The sequence below is a fragment of the Sphingomonas sp. 320_CC genome (genome assembly GCF_059691795.1).
Window position 1 is genome coordinate 101,122 of the sequence record NZ_JCAWAE010000002.1, and the last position, 21,084, is coordinate 122,205.

Genomic DNA, 21,084 nt, shown 5'->3' on the forward strand with positions numbered 1-21,084 from the left:
ATGCGATTGAGCGACACCGACCACGACCGCGTCACCGCGGCGGTCACGCAGGCGGAAACCGAGACGACCGGCGAGATCGTCACGATCGTCGCGCGGCAGTCGGATGCGTATCACGACGTGTCGATGCACTGGGGCGTGCTGGCGATGCTGCTGACGCTGGCGCTGCTCGCGTACCACCCGGTCGCGGCGGACCATATCTACGCGCTGGTCGATCCCTGGCAGGCGGCACCGCAGGGTGCGCTGTACGTGGTCGCGCTGGTGCTAGTGACCTTGGTGTTCCTGGCGGTGCGGCTGGTGCTGGCGTGGACGCCGGCGCGGCTCGCGCTGACGCCGGGTGCGACCAAGGCGCGGCGCGTGCGGCGGCGGGCTTTGCTCCTGTTCCGTGCGGGTGCCGAGAAGCGGACCAAGGGCTCGACCGGCGTACTGCTGTACCTGTCGCTGGCCGAGCACCGCGCGGAGATCATCGCCGACGATGCGATCCATTCGCGCGTGCCGAACGAAACCTGGGGCGCAGCTATGGCAGCGGTACTCGCCGGCGTGCGCGACGATCGTCCCGGCGACGGGATGGCGGATGCAGTCGCGCAGATCGGCGCGGTGCTCGCCGAACATTTCCCGCGGACCGGTGCGCCGGTAAACGAACTTCCGGACAGGCTGATCGAACTATGAGCAAGACCGTATGGGCCGGGAAATTCCTGACCGTGCAGACCGAGGGCACGTGGGAATTCGCCGCGCGCCAAGGCGAGATCGCGGCGGCGGTGATCGTCGCTATCGACGACGGCGACGTGATCCTGGTGGAGCAGTTCCGCGTGCCGCTCGGGCGCGCGTGCCTAGAGCTGCCGGCGGGGCTGGTCGGTGACGAGACCGCGGGCGAGAGTGTCGCGGTCGCTGCCGGCCGCGAGCTGGAGGAAGAAACCGGCTACCGCGCGAAGGCAATCGAGGATCTGGGGGTGTTCTATTCGTCGCCCGGGATGACGTCGGAATGCTTCACGCTAGCCCGCGCGACCGGGCTGACGAAGGTGAGCGATGGCGGCGGCGATGGCGACGAGAACATCACCGTGCACCGCGTGGCGCTTGCCGACGTGCCGGCGTTCGTGGCCGAGAAGCGGAAGGCGGGCGTGGCGATCGATACCAAGATGCTGCTGATCCTGGCTGGGTCGATCCTCTAACCAAGACCTGTTTCCCCGCGAAGGCGGGGACCCAGACTGGGCTCCCGCCTTTGCGGGAGAACAAGGAGGTGCGGGAGGGCCTAGCGCCGCTCCCGCGGGCTTACTTGAAGTTGTCGGCGTAGCTCTGCAGCTTCAGCGTCTTCTGCGGCGCCGGCACGACCGTGTAGCCGAACCCCTCGCGCTCGCAGTGCGCGATCGCCGCCTCGGCGGTCGGGAACAGCAGGCGCAGCTGGTCGCGGGTGTCGCCGCTGCCGGCCCATCCGGTGAGCGGGTCGGGGCGCTTGGGCTCCGAAGGTTCGAATTCGAGCTGCCAGGCGTCGGTCCGGTGCTTGCCGGACTGCATGGCGTTCTTGGGGCGCTGAAAGATACGGGCGGTTGGCATGAGACCCCCTTATCGCGAACCGGCGGCCCTTGCATCCGCCTTTTTCGTGCGCAGCGTCGCCGACGCCGCGGCGGGGTCGTCGGGCCACGGATGCTTGGGGTAGCGCCCGCGCATTTCCTTAGCCACCGCGGTCCAGCTGCCCGCCCAGAATCCGGTGAGATCTCGCGTCGTCTGGATCGGACGGCCGGCGGGCGATGTGAGGCTCAGCACTAGCGGTACGCGGGCCTCGCCGATCACCGGGTGGACCGCGAGGCCGAACAGGGCTTGCACGCGGAGTTCGACCCGGGGGCCACCTTCGGCTGCGTAGTCGATCTCGTGTGTGCTGCCGGCGGGGCTGGTGAAATCGGGCGGCGCGAGGCGGTTGATCGTCTGCATCGCGTCCCAGCCGAGCAGGTTGCGCAGCGCTTCGGCAAGCGCGCCGGGGGCGATCGCTTCGAGTCGGCGTTTGCCGGTCAGAAGCGGGGCTAGCCATCCGTCGGCGCGGTCGAGAAGGGTAGCGTCGTCGAGCGGTACGCCGGCATAGGCGGCACGGTCGCGCAGGGCCTGGGCGCCGTCGCTCCACGGTAGCAGCGCAAGGCCGTGCTCGCGGACGCCGTTGATCAGCGCGGCGAGAATCGCGTCAGGGTCCGCGCCGCTGTCGGGGCCGCTGGAAAGACGGATCGCGCCGAGACGACGTTCCCGGAGGGCCTGGATGCCGCCGGTTATGGGGTCGAACGTGACGGTGCGGCGGGAGTCGATGCGGTCGGCGAAGAGGGTTTCGACGGTGGTTTGGTCGATCGCCACGGCGGAGAGAATGCGCGCGCCGGCGGCCGAGCCTTGCGTGTCGGCGACGGCGAGCCATTCCGAGCGGGCGAGTGGCGAGGTCGGGTCGAGCTTGAACCCGCGGCCGCCGACCGAGGCCCAGGTTTCGCCGGATGCATCGCGGCGTCGTGCGACGCGGTCGGGGAAGCCAAGCGCGACACAAATTTCTGCCCCCCTTCCGCTTGCGGGAGGGGTCGGGGGAGGGGCTGACCCAGCATTGCCGTGCTCTTGGGGTATGTCGCGCCCTCCCCCGACCCCTCCCGCAAGCGGGAGGGGAGCCAGGCGCGCCCAGCGATCGGCCATCGCTCTTGCCGCTTGCGCCTTGGCCCCACGTTCGGTTTTCCAGCGGCGGAGGCGGGTTTCCAGGTCGACGTCCTGTCCACCAATACCGCGTTCGCCTAGCAGGACCGCGATTTGTGCCGCTGTGTTTGCCAAGCCCCGCTCCCCCGCTCGCAGGAGCATGTGCGCCAGTCTCGGCGGCATCAGGAGTTTCGCGATCGCGCGGCCATGCGACGTCGGACGACCGTCTTCGATCGCTTCCAGCGTCGTCAGTCGCGCAATCGCCTCGTCGATCGCGGCGGCGGGGGGCGGGTCGATCCAGCGGAGGTCTCGCGGATCGCCGACGCCCCAGAGTGCGCAAGCCAGCACCAGCGCGGACAGGTCCGCCTCCAAGATTTCGGGCGGATCGTAGCGCGGGAGGCCAGCGGTGGCGGCCTCTTCCCACAGGCGGTACGCTATGCCCGGCCCGAGGCGCGCGGCGCGGCCAGCGCGTTGGGTCACCGCGGCTTGGCTCGCGCGTTCCGTTACCAGCCGTGTCATGCCGGCGGCGCGGTCGTACCTCGGGCGTCTGGCGAGGCCGGAGTCGACGACGATGCGGATGCCGTCGAGCGTCAGGCTGGTCTCAGCGATGCTAGTGGCGAGCACGACTTTCCGCCGGCCGTCCGGTTCGGGGAGAATCGCGGCGCGCTGCGCTGCGGGGTCGAGGCTGCCGTGGAGTTCGTGCAGGACAATGCCGTCGGGGAGGTTGGCGAGGCGATCGGCGGTCCGTTCGATCTCCGCAACGCCGGGGAGGAAGGCGAGCACGCCGCCCTCCGCTTCGCCGAGTGCGCGGCGGATCGCGGCGGCGACCGAGTCCTCGATGCGGAGTTCGGCTTGGCGACCGATGTGGCGGAGGGTGAGTGGGTAGCTGCGGCCTTCGCTTTCGATGACGGGGGCGCCGTCCATCAATGCCGCGAACCGCGCACCGTCGAGCGTTGCGGACATCGCGACGATACGGAGGTCGGGGCGGAAACCGGCTTGGACGTCCAGCGCCAGCGCGAGGCCGAAATCGCCGTCGAGGCTGCGTTCGTGGACTTCGTCGAAAAGAACCGCGGACACGCCGGCGAGTTCTGGGTCGGCTTGGATGCGGGCGACGAAGATGCCTTCGGTGATCACCGTGACGCGGGTGGCGGCGGAGCGCTTGCTGTCCATGCGGGTGGCGTAACCGAAGGTCTGGCCGACGGGTTCGCCCGCGGTGGAGGCCATGCGTTCGGCGGCGGCGCGGGCGGCCAAGCGACGGGGGGATAGGAGGAGAATCTCGTCCGTGCACCAGGGTTCGGTGAGGAGGGCCGGCGCTACCGCGGTGGTCTTGCCGGCGCCCGGGGGGGCGACGAGGACTGCCGAAGTTCGATCGCGGAGCTTGGCAAGGAGATCGGGGAGTACGGCTAGGATCGGGAGCGGCGGCGGGGTCATGCGCGCCTGCTGCCACAGTAGCGAAGTTCGCGACAGGTTTTGCTTGGGCAGTCCCTTGGGAAGGTGCGATTTCAAACCAACGATTGCGCGCTTTCGATCCTTCCCCGCCAGGGGGAGGTGGCAGGCGCTTGCCTGACGGAGGGGGCGGTAAGCGACAACCTCAGCTCCGTGTCCTCCCCCTCCGTCACCTTCGGTGCCACTTCCCCCTGGCGGGGGAGGATCGTTCGAGCTCACGGACGTCGATGGCTTACCTACCCGCCAACAGCACCGCCCCGGCGAAGGCCGGGGTCTAATTGGGAAACGGCACTGACTGCTGTTGCGCTCCGTTATTGCCGCCTCTCCGATTGGGCCCCGGCCTCCGCCGGGGTGGTGGGCATATCCGGACGGGCCGGGCACCAGACGAGTTGATCGCTGCCGAACGCGTTGCGACAGCCCGCCCCGCCCCCATCCCACCGAAGGCTGGCAAGCGCCCGCGAACCTGCTAGACGCTGCGGCAGTAATCATGGCGTCCTATCCCTCCCCCACCTCGACGACGGCGACAGGCCGCACTTTCGACCGGCTGCGCGGCAGGGTAGCGCGCGCCTGGGCGAGTCGGTGGACCAAGGCGGCATTGGCGCTGGTGGTACTCGGCTTCGTCGCGATCTTCGCATTCTGGTTCGCGGTTATGCGCGACCTGCCTTCCGTGGATACGTTGCGCACCTATGAGCCACCGCTGCCGACCAACGTGCGCGGGATCGATGGCGCGCCGATCCACAGCTACGCGCGCGAACGGCGCGTGGAACTCAGCTATGCCGAATATCCGCCGCTGCTGGTGAAGGCGTTCCTCGCCGCCGAGGACAAGTCGTTCTTCGAGCATCACGGCGTCGATTATCCCGGCCTCGCCGGCGCGGTGTACGATTATGCGACCAAGCTCGGCACCGGCAAGCGCGCCAAGGGCGGCTCGACGATCACCCAGCAGGTCGCCAAGAACCTGTTGATCGGCAACGCCTATTCGCCGTCGCGCAAACTGCGCGAGGCGGTGCTGGCGTACAAGATCGAGGATACGCTGACCAAGGAGCAGATCCTCGAGCTGTATCTCAACCAGATCGCGCTCGGGCGTAATGCGTTCGGCGTCGAGGCGGCGAGCCATGCGTATTTCGACAAGGAACTCGACCAGCTCGATCTCGCGCAGATGGCGTATCTCGCGATCCTGCCCAAGGGTCCGTCGAACTACGATCCGGTGCGCAACACCGAGAAGGCGATGACGCGGCGCAACTATGTGCTCAACCGTATGCTCGACAACGGCTTCATCACGCGCGCGCAGCATGACCAGGCGAATGCCGAGCCGCTCGGCGCGGTGATGCGCCGCACGCCGAAGTTCGAAAGCGTCGGCGGCTATTTCGTCGAGGAAGTCCGTCGCCAGCTGATGGCGAAATTCGGCGAGAACGCGAAGGACGGCCCGTACAGCGTGTATTCGGGCGGACTGTGGGTGCGGACCTCGTTCGACGCGAAGCTGCAGGATCTCGCGCAGCAAGCCTTGCGTGATGGTCTGGTGCGGTTCGACAGCGGGCGCGGCTGGAACGGGCCGATCCGTCATGTCGAGATCGAGGACGACAACTGGCTCCAGCCGTTGCTCAACAGCAATATCGCGCTCGATTACCGCGATTGGGTCGCGGCGATCGTGACGGCCAAGGACGGCAACGCCTGGAGCCTCGGCTTCCGCACCGGCAAGACCGGCACGCTGCCGCGCTATGCGGCGCAGATGCCGGTGCGCGGCAAGGGCGGCAACGCGTTCGGCGCGATCAAGGTCGGCGACATCATTGCGGTGGCGCCGGACGGTGGCGAATTCTCGCTGCGGGCGATCCCGAAGGTCTCGGGCGCGTTCGTCGTGGAGGAACCCTCGTCAGGCCGCGTGCTGGCGATGCAGGGCGGCTTCGACGACCGGTTGCAAGCGTTCAACCGCGCGACTCAGGCGATGCGCCAGCCGGGTTCGACGATCAAGCCGATCGTCTATTCCGCCGCGCTCGACAATGGCATGACGCCTGCGTCGATCATCATCGACGGGCCATTCTGCGTCTATCAGGGCGCGCGGCTCGGGCAGAAATGCTTCCGCAACTTCGGCAATTCGCGCGGGTCAGGCCCCCACACGATGCGCTGGGGTATCGAGCAGTCGCGCAACCTCATGACGGTGCGCGCCGCCGCGCAGACCGGCATGCCCAAGGTGGTCGCGACGATCAAGAAGATGGGCGTCGGCGATTACGCGCCCTATCTCTCCTACGCGCTCGGCGCCGGCGAGACGACCGTCGGGCGGATGGTCAACGCGTATTCGATCCTGGCCAACAACGGCAAGGGCGGCCCGCCGTCACTGATCGACTTTGTCCAGGATCGCCACGGCAAGGTGATCTGGCCCGAGAACTGGCGGCCGTGCGATCGCTGCAACGCGCCCGACTGGGACGGCAAGCCGATGCCGCGGCCGATCACGCGCCAGCGTCAGGTGCTCGACGCGATGACGGCGTACCAGATGGTCCACATCACAGAAGGCGTCGTCCAGCGCGGCACCGCGGTGACGTTGCGCGATCTCGACCGGCCGATGTTCGGCAAGACCGGCACCAATAATGGCCCGACCGATGTGTGGTTCGTCGGCGGCACGCCGCAGTTCGTCGGCGGGCTGTACATCGGGTTCGACACGCCGAAGAACCTCGGGGGCGCGGCACAGGGCGGCACGCTCGCCGCGCCGATCTTCAAGCAGTTCGCGGTCAAGGCGTATGAGGATCTGCCCAAGCTGCCGTTCCGCGCGCCGGCGGGGATCCGCATGGTCCGGATCGATCGCGGCAGCGGCCGGCCGGTCTATGGCACGTGGCCCGATACGAGCGATCCCAAGCCCGCGGTGATCTGGGAAGCGTTCAAGCCCGAGAGCGAACCGCGGCGTGCCGCGCGACGCTCGGATGCCGCTCCTACTGCTGCCACGACGACCGCGGTGAAGAAGGCCGAAGCCCCGCGCGACAGCGATTTCTTGCAAAGACAAGGCGGAATCTACTAGCGCGCTTATATAGACGTCATCCCGGCGTCCGCCGGAGACCCGCCCCGCTCGCTTGGGACGGTGATCCCGGCCTCCGCTGGGACGACGAAATTTCCCCGGCCTTCGCCGGGGCGGCGGAATTTTTGGAGAATATCATGCGCGCCGAAGCGCAGGCTCACGTAGACACCATCAACGACGCGCTGGCGCTGCTGCGCCGCTTCCTCGACTGGGACCGCGCGCTGCGTCGTCTCGACGAGCTGAACGCGCGCGTCGAGGATCAGGCGCTCTGGTCCGATCCCAAGGCCGCGCAGGAGGTGATGCGCGAGCGTCGTCGTCTCGACGAGGCGATAAGCGCGACGCGCGCGATCCAGAGCGAGCTGTCGGACACGTCTGAGCTGATCGAGATGGCCGAGGCCGAGGGCGATACCGAGATGGAAGCGGACGGCGTTGCGTCGCTCGCCGAACTCGCCGCGCGTGCGGACAAGGACAAGATCAAGGCGTTGCTCGCGGGCGAAGCCGACGCGAACGACACCTATATCGAGGTCAACGCCGGCGCCGGCGGGACCGAAAGCCAGGACTGGGCGGGCATGCTCAGCCGGATGTATTCGCGCTGGGGCGAGCGCCACGGTCTGAAGGTCGAGCTGGTCGACCAGCATTCGGGCGAGCAGGCGGGGATCAAGTCCGCCACGCTGCTGCTCAAGGGCGAGAACGCGTACGGTTACGCGAAGACCGAAAGCGGCGTGCACCGGCTCGTCCGGATCAGCCCCTACGATTCGGCGGCGCGGCGGCACACCTCGTTTGCCAGCGTCTGGGTGTATCCGGTCGTCGACGACAATATCGAGGTCGAATACAACGAGAGCGACCTGCGCATCGACACGTATCGCGCGTCGGGCGCCGGCGGCCAGCACATCAACACGACCGATTCGGCGGTGCGCATCACGCACATCCCGACCGGGATCGTCGTGCAGTGCCAGAACCAGCGTTCGCAGCACAAGAACAAGGCCGAGGCGTACAACCAGCTCCGCGCGCGTCTGTACGAGCGTGAACTGGCGATCCGCGAGACTGCGGCGAATGCCGAGAATGCCGGCAAGACCGATATCGGCTGGGGTCACCAGATCCGCAGCTACGTTCTCCAGCCGTACCAGATGGTGAAGGACCTGCGCACCGGCGTGGTCTCGACCAGCCCGTCGGACGTGCTCGACGGCGACCTCGAGATGTTCATGGCGGCGGCGCTGTCGCAGCGCGTGACCGGCGAGGCCGTCGAGGTGGAGGACGTCGATTGAGCTTGCGGGGTGTCCTTGCCCTGATGGTCCTGCCGATGCTTGCGCTATGCGCGTGTGACGGCAGCAAGCCACTGATCAAGCGCGAGCCCAAGGAACCGGTGTTCCCCGCCGCCGACCGTCCGGTCGCGTCGATCGTCTCGACGCGCTGGTCGAACGAGGAAGCGCGCGACCGGCTGAACGAGGCCGGCGAGGTCATGAACAAGGGCGAGATCCGCAAGGGTATGACGGTCGCGGATATCGGCGCGGGCGAAGGCTATTACACGATCCGTCTCGCGGCGCGCGTCGGCAAGGATGGTCGCGTGCTCGCCGAGGACATCATCCCGGCGGTGCGCGACCAGCTCGCCGAACGCGTCGCGCGCGAGGATCTGGCGAACGTGAGCGTGAAGCTGGGCGAGGCGAACGATCCGAAACTGCCCGAGGCGAGCTTCGACCGGGTGCTGATGGTGCATATGTACCACGAGATCGAGCAGCCGTATGAGTTCCTTTGGCGGTTGCGGCCGTCGCTGAAGCCCGACGGGCTGGTGGTGGTGGTCGATGCGAACCGGCCGACGCAGAACCACGGCACGCCGCCGGCGCTGCTGAAGTGCGAGTTCGCGGCGGTCGGGTATACGCAGGTGGATACCGACGACATGCCCTCTGCGGGCGGGTACATCGCGACGTTCCGCGCTAACGGGCCGCGGCCGGCGCCGGAAGCGATCCGGGCGTGCCGGCTGGGGTGAGCTTTGGTTCGGGCCGTTACCGATCCAGATGCACCACCCCGGCGGAGGCCGGGGCCCAATTGGAAAGGTCGCAGTAACAGCGAACTGCGTGTCGTTGGCAACGTCCCCCAATTGGGCCCCGGCCTTCGCCGGGGTGGTGGAATTGGGAACAAGCGCTCCTCACACCCACGCCAATCCCGCAAACTTGAGAAGCCATCGCCCGCAACCCGACGGCAGCCCACGCTTCCTTGTTCTCCCGCGAAGGCGGGAGCCCAGTCCGGGTCCCCGCCTTCGCGGGGAAACAAGCTTTTGTGTCGTCAACTAGCAGACGCCCCCCATCTCGGTGATGTCCGCCACAGGTTCGATAGGAATCGATGCGACAAGTCAGACGATCCCCATCGCTCGCAAACTCGTCACCTCGTCCCCCGCGATCACCAGGTGATCGATCAAAACCACTTCCAACGTCCGCAACCCAACGGCCAGTGCCCGCGTGAACGCCACATCGCGCGCACTCGGCGTAGCATCCCCGCTCGGATGGTTGTGCGCGATGATCACCCCGTAAGCCCCGAACGCCAACGCATCCACCGCGACCGTCCGGATCGGGATCGCCACCTGATCCCGCCCCCCGACGACAGGCCGCATCCCGAGAAGCCTCCGATTCGGATCAAGATACGCGACCGCGACTGTCTCTACCGTGGCATCACGTAAGCCAGCGAACAGCGCGCGCGCCGTCTTGAGGTCGGTGATACGAGGGGATGGTACGGGTGGCGGCGGCACATACCCGACTGCGTCGGCGCGCGGGCGGCTGCACGCGCAACCGCGTCCACATCGGCTTGAGCCGCCGCCACTACGCCGCTACGCCCCCCGCATGCGCCAATATCTAGACCTCATGGACCGCGTGCTCTCGACCGGCGTCGAGACGATGGACCGCACCGGCACCGGCACGCTCAGCGTGTTCGGCGCGCAGATGCGGTTCGATCTCGCGCAGGGCTTCCCCGTGCTCACCACCAAGAAGCTTCACCTTCGCTCGATCATCGTCGAACTTCTGTGGTTCCTCCGCGGCGACACCAACGTCCGCTGGCTGCAAGAGCGTAAAGTCGCGATCTGGGACGAATGGGCGGACGAGGACGGCGATCTCGGCCCGGTCTACGGAAAGCAATGGCGCGACTGGGTTGCTGCGGACGGCCGCCACATCGACCAGATCGCCGAGCTGATCGGCCAGATCAAGACCAACCCCGCCTCGCGCCGCCAGATCGTCAGCGCGTGGAACCCGGGCGACCTTCACGCGATGGCGCTCGCGCCGTGCCACTGCCTCTTCCAGACGCACGTCGCCAACGGCAGGCTCTCGCTCCAGCTCTACCAGCGCTCGGGCGACATCTTCCTCGGCGTGCCGTTCAACATCGCCAGCTACGCGCTGCTCACGCACATCCTCGCGCAGCAATGCGGGCTCGAGGTCGGCGAGTTCATCTGGACCGGCGGCGATTGCCACCTCTATTCGAATCATCTGGAGCAGGCGCAACTGCAACTGACCCGCTCGCCGGGGCCTCTCCCGCGCCTTGAGATTTTGCGGAAGCCGGACTCGATCGACGCGTACGAGTATGAGGATTTCGTCCTCCACGACTACGTCGCGCAGGCGCACATCAAGGCCCCCGTAGCGGTCTGAACAGGGAGCGACCCCGCGGCAGCGCCGCGCGACCGAATCGCAATAGGAACCGCCCGTCCGCTGTGCGGTTCAGATGCGCATGGATATCACACAGCTCATTCTCGACGAACACGCGCAGCAGCGCGCATTGTTCGCTCAGATCGATTCGATCGACGCCACGGACACCGAGGCGCTGTCGGCTCTATGGACTCGCCTCAAGAACCTGCTCGACGCGCATGCCGAGGCCGAGGAGCGCTTCTTCTACCCGCGGCTGATGAAGATCGGCACCGGTGGCAACGATGCCGACTCGGCCGCCGAGGAGACCGAGGACGCGATTGAGGATCACAACGACATTCGCGAGACGGGCGAGGCGGTCGACAAGCACCCGGTCGGCTCGGACGCCTGGTTCGAAGCGGTCGGCGAGTGCAACAAGGCGAACAGCGATCACCTGGCTGAGGAAGAGCGCCAGGGCCTGACCGACTTCCGCAAGCATGCGACGCTGGAGGAACGGCACGAGCTCGGCGTGCGGTTTGCGGCGTTCGAGGCGAATCACCTGAACGGGGTGAAGGTCGTCGAGAAGGATCCCGAGGCGTATGTGAAGGAACACGCGCCGGGTTGAGCCACACGGTTTATCTACCACCCCGGCGAAGGCCGGGGCCCAATTGGAAAGGTCGGAGTAACAGGGCGCGGCGTCCATCAGCAGCGTTTCCCAATTGGGCCCCGGCCTCCGCCGGGGTGGTTGCTCGTTAGGCGGAGTATGCCGACTTAAACGGAAGTGTAGCCCCCCTTCCCTCATTCCGGCATGACCGAAACATGATCACCTTCTACCTCGCCCGCGCTACCAACGGCGTCATCGGCCGTGACGGCCAGCTACCCTGGCGCATCCCCGCCGACCTCAAGCGCTTCAAGGCGCTGACGATGGGCAAGCCGATGGTGATGGGGCGCAAGACGTTCGAGAGCTTCCCGAGCCCCCTCCCCGGCCGCCGACATATCGTTCTCACCCGCGGCGACTGGACGGCTCCAGGCGCCGAGGTCGCGCATTCGGTCGAGGAAGCGCTGGCGATGGCGGGCGATGACGTCGCAGTCATCGGTGGCGCACAGATTTATGCGCAGTTGCTCCCCCATGCGGACCGGATCGAACTGACCGAAGTCCATGACGAACCCGAGGGCGACGCTGTGGTCCCCGCGTTTGAGGGCTGGCACGAAATCGCCCGCGAGGACCACCCAGGCGAACAGCAACGGCCCGCTTTCAGCTTCGTCACCCTCAACCGCGCCTAAGACGTGTTCTCCCGCGAAGGCGGGAGCCCAGGCTGGACTCCCGCCTTCGCGGGAGAACAGGGAGTTGCGGGAGACGACCGCACGGAAGGACTATCGCCTTTCGCGGCGGCTGGTTACTGAACCGCGCATGCAGCGGCTCGACGGCGGCGCGTCCATTCCTTCGCATCTCGCGAACGGGATCGTCGCGCTGGGCAATTTCGATGGATTCCACCTCGGTCACCAGGCGGTGGTCGCGCGCGCGATCGCCTGGGCCAAAGCCGAGGGCCGCCCCGCGCTGGTGGCGACGTTCGATCCCCATCCGGTCCGGCATTTCCGCCCCGACACCGCGCCATTCCGCCTCACCACACTCGACCAGCGCGAGCGGCTGTTCGCGGACGCCGGCGCCGACGCGATGGTGGTGTTCCATTTCGACGGCGATCTTGCCGCGCTGACCGCCGAGGAGTTCATCGCCCAGCGGCTCGAGGACAATCTCCGCATCGGCGGCGTCGTCACCGGCGAGGACTTCACCTTTGGCAAGGGCAAAGCCGGCACCGTCCACACGCTTGCCTCGCGCGGCCCGGTCCACGGGTTCCGCGCGGAGACCGTCGGCGCGGTCGCGCTGAACGGCGAGACCGTCTCGTCCACGCGCATCCGCGACGCCTTGCGCAGCGGCGACATGGCGACCGCGACGCGCCTGCTCACCCGGCCGTTCGCGATCGAGGGCGTGGTGCAGCACGGCGACAAGCTGGGCCGGACGATCGGCTATCCGACCGCCAATCTCGACATGGGCAATTACCTTCGGCCAGCGTACGGGATTTATGCGGCGACCGGGCGGCTGGACGACGGCCGCGTGCTGAAGGGCGCCGCCAACCTCGGCATCCGCCCGAGCTTCGATCCGCCGAAGGAATTGCTGGAGCCGTATTTCTTCGACTTCTCGGAGGATCTGTACGGCCGTCGCGTCGAGGTTTCGCTGGTCGAGTATCTCCGCCCGGAGGCGAAGTTCGACAGTCTCGAAGCGCTGACGACGCAGATGAATGCCGACTGCGCGCGGGCCCGGGCGATCCTCGGTTGACTTCCCCCCTCCCTGAAAGGGAGGGGTCGGGGGTGGGTCGGCCGGTTGGCGGACGTGACGGCAATTCCGAACCAACCCACCCCCAGCCCTTCCCTTCCAGGGAGGGGAGCAAGAGCGGGACAGGGATGGCAACGCGGCAAGCTACCGGCTACAGCCCGGCCCACTTATGACCGATACTCCTGCGCCCGCCCGCGATTACCGCGACACCGTCTTCCTGCCGAAGACCGACTTCCCGATGAAGGCGGGCCTCGCCGCCAAGGAGCCGGCGATCCTGGAGCGCTGGGCCAAGCTCGGCATCTACGACCGGTTGCGCGAACAGCGGCTCGGGCGCGAGCGGTTCATCCTGCATGACGGCCCGCCCTACGCGAACGGCGACATTCACATGGGCCACGCGATGAACAAGGTCCTGAAGGACATCATCGTCCGCTCGCAGTCGCTAATGGGCAAGGACGCGCCGTACGTCCCCGGCTGGGACTGCCACGGCCTGCCGATCGAGTGGAAGGTCGAGGAAGCGTATCGCGCCAAGAAGCTCAACAAGGACGACGTCCCCGTCGACCAGTTCCGCGCCGAATGCCGCGCCTATGCCGAGAAATGGGTCGCCGTGCAGAAGGCCGAGTTCGAACGGCTCGGCGTGATGGGCGACTGGGCCGATCCGTATCTGACGATGAAGTACGAGGCGGAAGCCGCCATCGTCGGCGAGCTTTTGAAGTTCGCCGAGAGCGGCCAGCTGTACCGCGGCGCCAAGCCGGTGATGTGGTCGCCGGTTGAAAAGACCGCGCTCGCCGAGGCCGAAGTCGAGTATGAGGACATCGTTTCCACGCAGATCGACGTGGCGTTCGAGATCGACTCTGCGCCGAACGCGCCCGAACTGGTCGGCGCGCATGCGGTGATCTGGACGACCACGCCGTGGACGATCCCGGTGAACCAGGCGCTGAGTTATGGGCCTGAGATCGAGTATGTTCTGCTGGCGGACGGCGATCGTCGCTTCCTGATCGCCGAGGCGCTGATCGACAGCTTCTTTGCCCGTACCCTCCCCTCCCGTCATCCCGGCGGAGGCCGGGACCCACTTACCAACGGGGGAGACCGCGGTGAGGTGGGCCCCGGCCTCCGCCGGGGTGACGGAGAGGAGGGTGGCGCTGCGATCCTTTGGCGCGGGAAGGGTTCTGCGCTCACCGACGCAACCGTGCGGCACCCGATGCACGCACTCGGCGGGTTCTTCGCAAAGCCGCGCCCGTTCCTCCCCGGCGAGTTCGTCACGACCGACGCGGGCACCGGACTCGTCCACATGGCGCCGGATCACGGCGAGGACGATTTCGAACTCTGCAAGCAATACGGCATCGACCCGGTCTTCGCGATCGACGGCGCCGGCATGTACCGTGCCGACTGGGCCTGGCTCGGTGGCCAGGGCAGCGTCATCAACAAGAAGTTCGTTAGCGCGGATGGCCCAATCTGCACCGACCTGCGCGAGGCTGGTGCGCTGCTGACGGCAAGCGACGACTTCAAGCACAGCTACCCGCATTCGTGGCGCTCGAAGGCGAAAGTGATCTTCCGCGCGACCCCGCAATGGTTCATCCCGATGGACCGGAGCGACACCGAGTCCCCCTCCCGCTTGCGGGAGGGGCTAGGGGAGGGCAGTGCCGCGAATGCTGCGCTCGACGCCTCCCCTCCCCCAACCCCTCCCGCTAGCGGGAGGGGAGCAGAAGCAGAAGGCAACGGCGCCACCCTCCGCGAAATCGCGCTCGACGCGATCGCGGCGACCACCTGGATCCCCGCGCGCGCCGAAAACCGGATCACGTCGATGGTGCAGGGCCGCCCCGACTGGGTCATCTCGCGCCAGCGTGCCTGGGGCGTGCCGATCGCGTTGTTCGTCAACCGCCTCACCGGCCAGTATCTCAACGACCCGGCCGTCAACGCCCGCATCGTCGAAGCCTTCCGCCAGAACGGCGCGGACGCTTGGTACGCCGACGGTCACCAGGCGCTGCTCGGCCCTGACTACGACCTGGCCGACTATGAGGTCGTCAAGGACATCCTGGACGTCTGGTTCGACTCCGGCTGCACGCACGTCTTCACCGTCGAAGCGCGCTACGGCGAAGGTACGCGGGCCAATCTGTATCTCGAAGGTTCGGACCAGCATCGCGGCTGGTTCCAGTCGTCGCTGCTCGAAAGCTGCGGCACGCGCGGTCGCGCACCGTATGACGCGGTCCTCACCCACGGCTTCGCGCTCGACGGCCAGGGGCGGAAGATGTCGAAGTCGCTCGGCAACGTCGTCGATCCCTTGAAGATCATCGGCGAGTCCGGCGCGGACATCCTGCGCATGTGGGTCGCCTCGACCGACTATTTCGACGACGTGAAGATCGGCAAGGAAGTGCTCGCCACCGCCTCCGACGCGTATCGGAAGCTGCGCAACACGTTCCGCTACATGCTCGGCGCGCTCGAAGACTTCGACGAGTCGGAGCGCGTAGCCGTGTCCGACATGCCCGAGCTGGAACGCTACGTGCTCCACCGCCTCGGCATGATCGACACGGAGCTGCGCCAGGCGGCCGAAGCCTACGAGTTCAACCGCTATACGCGCCTGCTGACCGACTTCGCGAACGAGGACCTGTCCGCGTTCTTCTTCGATATCCGCAAGGACTCGCTCTATTGCGACGCGCCGGGCGACATCAAGCGCCGGTCGTACCGCACCGTCCTCGACGTGCTGTTCCACGCGCTGGTCCGCTACGCCGCGCCGGTGCTCTGCTTTACCGCGGAAGAAGTGTGGCAGTCGCGTTTCCCGAGCGACGACAGCTCGGTCCACTACCTCGAATGGCCGACGCTACCGTCGCTCGACGCCGACGACGTGGTCGGCCGCAAATGGCATGAGATCCGCCAGCTACGCGTTCAAGTCACCGAGGCGATCGAACCACTCCGCCGCGAAAAGACCGTGCGCTCCAGCTTGGAGGCCGAAATCACCGTGCCGTCGATGCTGCTCGATGCGGACGCGCTCGCCGAAGCGTTCATCGTCGCCAAGGTCACGCCGGGCGACGTGGTCACCGTGACGCGCACCGAGTTCCACAAATGCGGCCGGTGCTGGCGCCACCTCCCCGAGGTGACGGTCGATGGCGAGCTCTGCAACCGGTGCGACGAGGTGGTGGCCGATGCGTAACCTGCCAAAAGCCGGGTTCGGCGCGGCGATCGCGCTGTTCCTAGCCGACCAGCTCAGCAAATGGGCCGTCACCAAGCCGCTCGGGATCGATTCGCTCGGCGAGTCGCAGACGATCACCTCGTTCTTCGACCTGCGCTTCGTGCCGAACATCGGCATTTCGCTCGGCCTGCTCCCCGCCGACGGGCACCTGACCCGCTGGGCGCTGGTGCTGCTGACCGGCGCGATCGCGATCGGCGTCGCGGTGTGGATGACGCGCGAGAAGAACCCCGCCGATCAGGTCGCCTTGGGCTTCGTGCTCGGCGGCGCGGTCGGCAACATCCTTGACCGGATCCGGCTCGGCTACGTGGTCGATTTCTGCGACCTGCATATCGGCGAGTGGCGTCCGTTTTTGGTCTTCAATGTCGCCGATGCAGCGATTACTGTCGGCGTGCTCGTCCTGCTTGTTCGGGCGCTCCTCGTGCGCGAGAAGCCCCCTGTGGAGAATTCCCATGCGTAAGTTCGTACCCCTGGCCGCCGGCCTCACATGCGTCGCGCTGCTTTCGGGTTGCGGGGCAGGCCGTAGCCTCGATCGCGCACGTCCGGACGAGTTCGCCGTCGCGCGCCAGGCGCCGCTGGTGATCCCGCCCGACTTCGCGCTGGTCCCGCCGCAGCCCGGCGCCGCCCGCCCGCAGGATACCGCGGCCAACGCGCAGACGCTCGACGCGCTGTTCGGTGGGGCCGCTGCGCGCAGCCCGGCCGAGTCGGGTGTCGTCGCTGATGCGGGCGCCGACAATGACGATCCCGGCATCCGCTCCAGCGCAGGCGATCCCGGCACGACGGTCGTCGACAAGGGTTCGACGACGCGCGACATCGTCGCCGCACCGGAGGGCGACGGCCAGGACGCGAAGACCACCGCGAACTGAGTAGGTCCTAGCGGCTGACGAAAGAAGGGCGGCTCCTCGCGGGGCCGCCCTTTTTCGTGCCTAAAGATTCGAAGAGCAGGAGATGCCAGTGGAAGCCTTAGCTTCCCTTCCTTGTTCTCCCGCGAAGGCAGGAGCCCAGTCTGGGTCCCCGCCTTCGCGGGGAAACAAGCTTTCAGGTTGAGGGGCGCGGAAAGCTCGCCGCGCCCTCTCCTCAGGCGTTCAAAACGCCGCGGTCAGCGACACCAGCACCTTGCCGCCAGCAATCGAGCCGGTGCCGTCCTGGCCACGGCTGAAGCTCGGCTGGAGATACGCCGACTCGCGCTTCGAGATGTCGGTGTCGACATACGCCACGCCCAGCGTCAGCGGGGTCGTCGGGATCACGTAGTCCGCACCGAACAGCCAGTCCCAATACTCGCCGGTCGGCGACACGCTGGTCGCGAACGGCCCGAGGCCCTTGTTGCCGTTCGAATGGCCGACATGCGCCTTCACGGTCAGCCCGGTGTTGGGGATCCCGCTGCTGATATCGCCCCAGAGATAGAGGTTGTCGTCCTTCGCATTGACGCGGTCGTACACCCCGTTCGCAGCCGACGTGCCGTTGACATACCAAGGCCCGAGCGCCTGCTGCTTGGGCGCATAGGCGACGCCCGCGAGCAACGCGACCGGGCCGACGGTACCCGACAGCTTGGCATAGGGCTCGATGAAGTCGGTGTTGTCGAAGCCGCCTGGATACATGTACCAGGTCGCGCCGACGTCGATCGCGCCGCCGCCACCGATCGGCGTCTTGTAGCCGGCGATCAGATCGAGCTCCATGTTGGAACCGCCGAACGTACCCCAGCCCGCGAGGTTTGAACCCCAGGTGCCGATATACACGCCGCTCTTGTGCGCGATCGTGATGCCGCCCTGGACGGCGAGATTCTCGTCCGATTGCGACACGCCGCGAAAGCGATAGTCGTTGGTGAGGCCGACCGAGCCGGAGACGGTGACCTCCTTGGGAGGCGCCGTAGCCGCATCCTGTGCGAACGCTGGCGTTGCGGCAGCCAAAGCAATGCCGCCGAGAAGAAGTGTGGTGAAGCGCATCGTTTCCCTTTCGATACCGGAAGTCGATGTCCGCCCTGCATCCGTGAACGCCGCATCTTTCGGGGCCAAACCCCAGTGCGGTCTTTCCAACGGTGACACCGCGATGACAGCCCATGGTGCGCCGCACAAGCGAATCTTGCGTACAACCGGGCTTTGACAGCGCGCATGTTGCGCAACCGCCACACTTATTTAAAAGGCAGCCGTCGCATCCAACGCGCGTTCAGCGCGCTATGGCGTTAATCGGGCTTCGGTTTTCCCACCCTTCGCGCTCGAGTTCAGGGACGACCGCGTCGGTCTCGGGATAGCCGATGCAGAGATATGCGACGAGCTGCCAGGTCTCGGGCACGTCGAGGATCCCACGGATGCGCGACGGGTCGAGGATCGAGACCCAGCCGAGGCCGATCCCTTGCGCGCGGGCGGCCAGCCACAGCGTATGGACCGCGATCACCGCGGAATAGGCGACGGCTTCGGGCATGGTCCGGCGGCCGAGACCGTGGCCCTGCTCCGGGTCGGGTTCGACGAACACCGCGACATGGCACGGCGCCCGTTCGAGCCCGGCAAGCTTGAGCCGTGCGTAGCTAGCTGCCCTCGCCCCCTCCTGCGTCGTCAACGCCGCCGCGTTGCACGCCTCGAAGTCCGCGCGGACTGCGGCGCGGCGGGCGGGGTCATCGATCGTGACGAACCGCCAGGGCTGGCTGAGCCCGACCGACGGCGAGGCGTTGGCGATCTCCAGCAACCGGTCGAGCAACCCGGTCGGCAGCGGGTCGCGCCGAAAATGCCGGACATCGCGGCGCCAGCGGAACAGCGTTTCGAGTTCGGCTTGGAACGCGGGTGCGAAGATCGGTGCTTCGGTGGCCTCCCCCGCGTGCGCGACTTGGTCGAAAATCGCCTAGGTCCGCGCTGCGGTGAAGGCCGCGAGCCCGGCTTCGAGATCGGCGATCAGGTCGGCGGGGTCTTCGAGGCCGATCTGGAGGCGGACCATCGGGCCTGCGGCGTCGCGCTTGGTGACGCTGCGGTGGCGCTGCGGGTCGGCGGGGATGGCGAGGCTTTCGAAACCGCCCCAGCTATAGCCGATGCCGAACAGTTGCAGCGTGTCGATCAAGGCGGCGCGGGACGCTTCGTCACCGCCGTTCAGGACGAACGAAAACAGGCCGCTGGAGCCCTTGAAGTCGCGGACGAACAGGTCGTGGCCGGGGCAGTCGGGAAGCGCGGGGTGGAGGACCTGCGCGACTTCGGGGCGGCCTTGGAGCCACTTCGCGATGGTCAGCGCGCTCGACTGATGCTGCGTGAGGCGGACCGCCATCGTCCGCAGACCGCGGCTGCCGAGCCAGCAATCGTCAGGGCTGGCGACCTGGCCGAGCTGGAAACTCGTCTCGCGCAGTTTCTTGAAATGCCCGGGTGCGGCGGTGACCGAGCCGAGCATGACGTCCGAATGGCCGACGACGTACTTGGTGCCGGCGAGAATCGTCAGGTCGACGCCGCGTTCGATCGCGGGGAAGAACAGCGGGGTCGCCCAGGTGTTGTCGAGCAGGGTGGTCACCCCCCTCGCCTTCGCGACGGCGACGATCGCGGGGACGTCCTGCACTTCGAAGCTCAAGGAGCCGGGGCTCTCCATGAAGATCGCCCGCGTCTTCTCGCCGATCAGGTCGGCGATGCCCGCGCCGATCATCGGGTCGTAATAGCGCGTGGTGATCCCGAACCGCTTGAGCAGCCCGCCCGCCATGCCGCGCGTCGGGTCGTAGGCGCTGTCGACCAGCAGCAGTTCGTCGCCGGGGGACAGCACCGACAGCAGGGCCGCCGCGATCGCCGCGACGCCAGAGCAATAGAGGAACGTCCCCTCCGCGCCGGGCTCGAGCGAGGTCAGCGCGTCGGCGAGGCTCCACTGCGTCGGCGTACCCTTGCGCCCGTAGAACAGGCGGTGATGCGTATCGCGCGTGGCGCTGTCGCGAAGGTGGCCGACCGAATCGTAGAGGATGGTCGAGGCGCGCCAGACCGGCGGGCTGACGATCCCTTGAGTCCATTCCGGGCGACGACCGGCGAGGACGACCTTGGTCGCGTCGCCGACCGGCTTGTTCGTGTCGCTCATACTGTGCCTGTCGCCTTGGGTGTCTCGGGATCGCCGCCCCATTCGGACCAGCTGCCGTCGTACAGCGCCGCGTCGTTACCGAGCAGGTGCGCGCCGAACGCAAGGACAGATGCCGTGATCCCCGAGCCGCAGGTCATCACCAGCGGCTTCGCCAGGTCGATGCCGGCCTTGTCGAACTCGGCCTTCAGCGCGTCGCCGGTCTTCCACGTCCCGTCCGCGTTGAACACCGCACCTTGCGGCAGGTTCTTCGACCCCGGAATATGCCCCGGCGCCGTCCCCGGCCTCGGATCTTCCTCCGCACCCGTGAAGCGTGCCCCGGAGCGCGCGTCGAGTACCTGCTCCGCCCCGCTTGCGACGTTCGCCTTCATCTGGTCGAGATCGCGCACGCCCTTCAGGTCCGCCCAGGTCGTGAAATGACGATGCCGCGGCGTATCCTTGCCCGATGCGGTCTCGCGCCCCTCGGCCGGCCACTTGGCCAGCCCGCCATCGAGGATCGCAACGTTGTGCGCGCCGAACAGCCGCAGCATCCACCACGCTCGCGCCGACGTGTGCCAGGGCGAGCTGTCGTACAAGACGATCCGGCTGCCATCGCCGAGCCCCAGCGTCTGCATTTGGCTCGCGAACTTATCTGCAGAGGGCAGCATGTTGGGCAGGTCGCTGTCGGTATCGCGAAGTTCGCCCAAGTCATGAACACCGCGCCGGGAATATGCGCGGCCTCATACTCCGCCGCCGCATCGCGCCCCTCGGCGTAGGTCGCGTCGACGATCCTCAGATCGCTCGCGCCCAGTTCGTTCGCCAGCCAATCGGTGCTTACCAACGCGTCCATATGCGGCTCCTTGTGCTCGAT

Annotated in this window: 18 protein-coding genes and 1 pseudogene; 12 read left to right on the plus strand and 7 right to left on the minus strand. The window is 67.2% G+C overall.

What is annotated here, in order from left to right:
• Window positions 1-666 carry a TPM domain-containing protein gene (locus AC59GX_RS07340; RefSeq protein WP_426279701.1) on the plus strand — a complete coding sequence of 222 codons (666 nt, stop codon included), beginning with the start codon at window positions 1-3 and terminating at the stop codon, window positions 664-666.
• Window positions 663-1,166: an NUDIX hydrolase gene (locus tag AC59GX_RS07345; RefSeq protein WP_426279702.1), complete on the plus strand. Its 504-nt coding sequence runs from the start codon at window positions 663-665 to the stop codon at window positions 1,164-1,166. Before AC59GX_RS07340 ends, AC59GX_RS07345 begins: the two co-directional genes overlap by 4 nt.
• Before the next feature lie 100 nt (window positions 1,167-1,266).
• Here AC59GX_RS07345 and AC59GX_RS07350 read toward each other — a convergent pair whose 3' ends face one another.
• Window positions 1,267-1,548, minus strand: coding sequence for an ETC complex I subunit (locus AC59GX_RS07350; RefSeq protein ID WP_056051595.1), 282 nt, complete (start codon window positions 1,546-1,548; stop codon window positions 1,267-1,269).
• Window positions 1,549-1,557: 9 nt separating this feature from the next.
• Window positions 1,558-4,080, minus strand: a complete 2,523-nt coding sequence (gene hrpB, locus AC59GX_RS07355; RefSeq protein ID WP_497301396.1) for an ATP-dependent helicase HrpB — start codon at window positions 4,078-4,080, stop codon at window positions 1,558-1,560.
• Between the two features lie 502 nt (window positions 4,081-4,582).
• On the opposite strand from hrpB, the gene AC59GX_RS07360 reads away from it, so the two are divergent.
• The 3 genes from AC59GX_RS07360 (at window position 4,583) to AC59GX_RS07370 (ending at window position 9,080) form a co-directional block, all read left to right on the plus strand.
• Window positions 4,583-7,099, plus strand: a complete 2,517-nt coding sequence (locus tag AC59GX_RS07360; RefSeq protein ID WP_497301397.1) for a penicillin-binding protein 1A — start codon at window positions 4,583-4,585, stop codon at window positions 7,097-7,099.
• Window positions 7,100-7,233: 134 nt separating this feature from the next.
• The gene (gene prfB / locus AC59GX_RS07365) at window positions 7,234-8,361 is read left to right on the plus strand and encodes a peptide chain release factor 2 (protein ID WP_056065876.1); all 1,128 of its coding nucleotides are present in this window, start codon (window positions 7,234-7,236) and stop codon (window positions 8,359-8,361) included.
• Between the two features lie 35 nt (window positions 8,362-8,396).
• Window positions 8,397-9,080: a class I SAM-dependent methyltransferase gene (locus AC59GX_RS07370; RefSeq protein ID WP_497301399.1), complete on the plus strand. Its 684-nt coding sequence runs from the start codon at window positions 8,397-8,399 to the stop codon at window positions 9,078-9,080.
• A gap of 363 nt (window positions 9,081-9,443) precedes the next feature.
• Here AC59GX_RS07370 and AC59GX_RS07375 read toward each other — a convergent pair whose 3' ends face one another.
• Window positions 9,444-9,836: a JAB domain-containing protein gene (locus tag AC59GX_RS07375; RefSeq protein ID WP_497301400.1), complete on the minus strand. Its 393-nt coding sequence runs from the start codon at window positions 9,834-9,836 to the stop codon at window positions 9,444-9,446.
• A gap of 91 nt (window positions 9,837-9,927) precedes the next feature.
• On the opposite strand from AC59GX_RS07375, the gene AC59GX_RS07380 reads away from it, so the two are divergent.
• The 7 genes from AC59GX_RS07380 to AC59GX_RS07410 all read left to right on the plus strand — a co-directional run bounded on the left by AC59GX_RS07380 (window position 9,928) and on the right by AC59GX_RS07410 (window position 17,074).
• A complete protein-coding gene (locus tag AC59GX_RS07380) occupies window positions 9,928-10,722 on the plus strand; it encodes a thymidylate synthase (protein ID WP_426279705.1) in 795 nt (264 codons plus the stop codon).
• A gap of 79 nt (window positions 10,723-10,801) precedes the next feature.
• Window positions 10,802-11,320: a hemerythrin domain-containing protein gene (locus AC59GX_RS07385; protein WP_426279706.1), complete on the plus strand. Its 519-nt coding sequence runs from the start codon at window positions 10,802-10,804 to the stop codon at window positions 11,318-11,320.
• A 194-nt stretch (window positions 11,321-11,514) separates the two neighbouring features.
• Window positions 11,515-11,979, plus strand: coding sequence for a dihydrofolate reductase (locus AC59GX_RS07390; protein WP_426279707.1), 465 nt, complete (start codon window positions 11,515-11,517; stop codon window positions 11,977-11,979).
• Window positions 11,980-12,106: 127 nt separating this feature from the next.
• Window positions 12,107-13,030 (plus strand): bifunctional riboflavin kinase/FAD synthetase, encoded by a 924-nt coding sequence (locus AC59GX_RS07395; RefSeq protein ID WP_426279708.1) that lies wholly within the window; start codon window positions 12,107-12,109, stop codon window positions 13,028-13,030.
• A 166-nt stretch (window positions 13,031-13,196) separates the two neighbouring features.
• The gene (locus AC59GX_RS07400) at window positions 13,197-16,172 is read left to right on the plus strand and encodes an isoleucine--tRNA ligase (protein WP_426279709.1); all 2,976 of its coding nucleotides are present in this window, start codon (window positions 13,197-13,199) and stop codon (window positions 16,170-16,172) included.
• On the plus strand, window positions 16,165-16,668 hold the full coding sequence (gene lspA, locus AC59GX_RS07405; protein WP_426279710.1) for a signal peptidase II: 504 nt from the start codon (window positions 16,165-16,167) through the stop codon (window positions 16,666-16,668). The genes AC59GX_RS07400 and lspA overlap by 8 nt, the downstream gene beginning before the upstream one ends.
• Entirely contained in the window at window positions 16,661-17,074 is a 414-nt protein-coding gene (locus tag AC59GX_RS07410; RefSeq protein ID WP_056065856.1) for a DUF3035 domain-containing protein, read from the plus strand. The genes lspA and AC59GX_RS07410 overlap by 8 nt, the downstream gene beginning before the upstream one ends.
• Before the next feature lie 219 nt (window positions 17,075-17,293).
• Here AC59GX_RS07410 and AC59GX_RS07415 read toward each other — a convergent pair whose 3' ends face one another.
• The 4 genes and pseudogenes from AC59GX_RS07415 to AC59GX_RS07430 form a co-directional block, all read right to left on the minus strand.
• A complete protein-coding gene (locus AC59GX_RS07415; protein WP_426279711.1) occupies window positions 17,294-18,151 on the minus strand; it encodes a TorF family putative porin in 858 nt (285 codons plus the stop codon).
• Between the two features lie 220 nt (window positions 18,152-18,371).
• The gene (bluB, locus tag AC59GX_RS07420) at window positions 18,372-19,037 is read right to left on the minus strand and encodes a 5,6-dimethylbenzimidazole synthase (RefSeq protein WP_426280384.1); all 666 of its coding nucleotides are present in this window, start codon (window positions 19,035-19,037) and stop codon (window positions 18,372-18,374) included.
• A 3-nt stretch (window positions 19,038-19,040) separates the two neighbouring features.
• A complete protein-coding gene (gene metC / locus AC59GX_RS07425; RefSeq protein WP_426279712.1) occupies window positions 19,041-20,237 on the minus strand; it encodes a cystathionine beta-lyase in 1,197 nt (398 codons plus the stop codon).
• Window positions 20,234-21,063 (minus strand): annotated as a pseudogene (locus tag AC59GX_RS07430) (sulfurtransferase). Before AC59GX_RS07430 ends, metC begins: the two are co-directional and overlap by 4 nt.
• Window positions 21,064-21,084 lie beyond the last annotated feature (21 nt).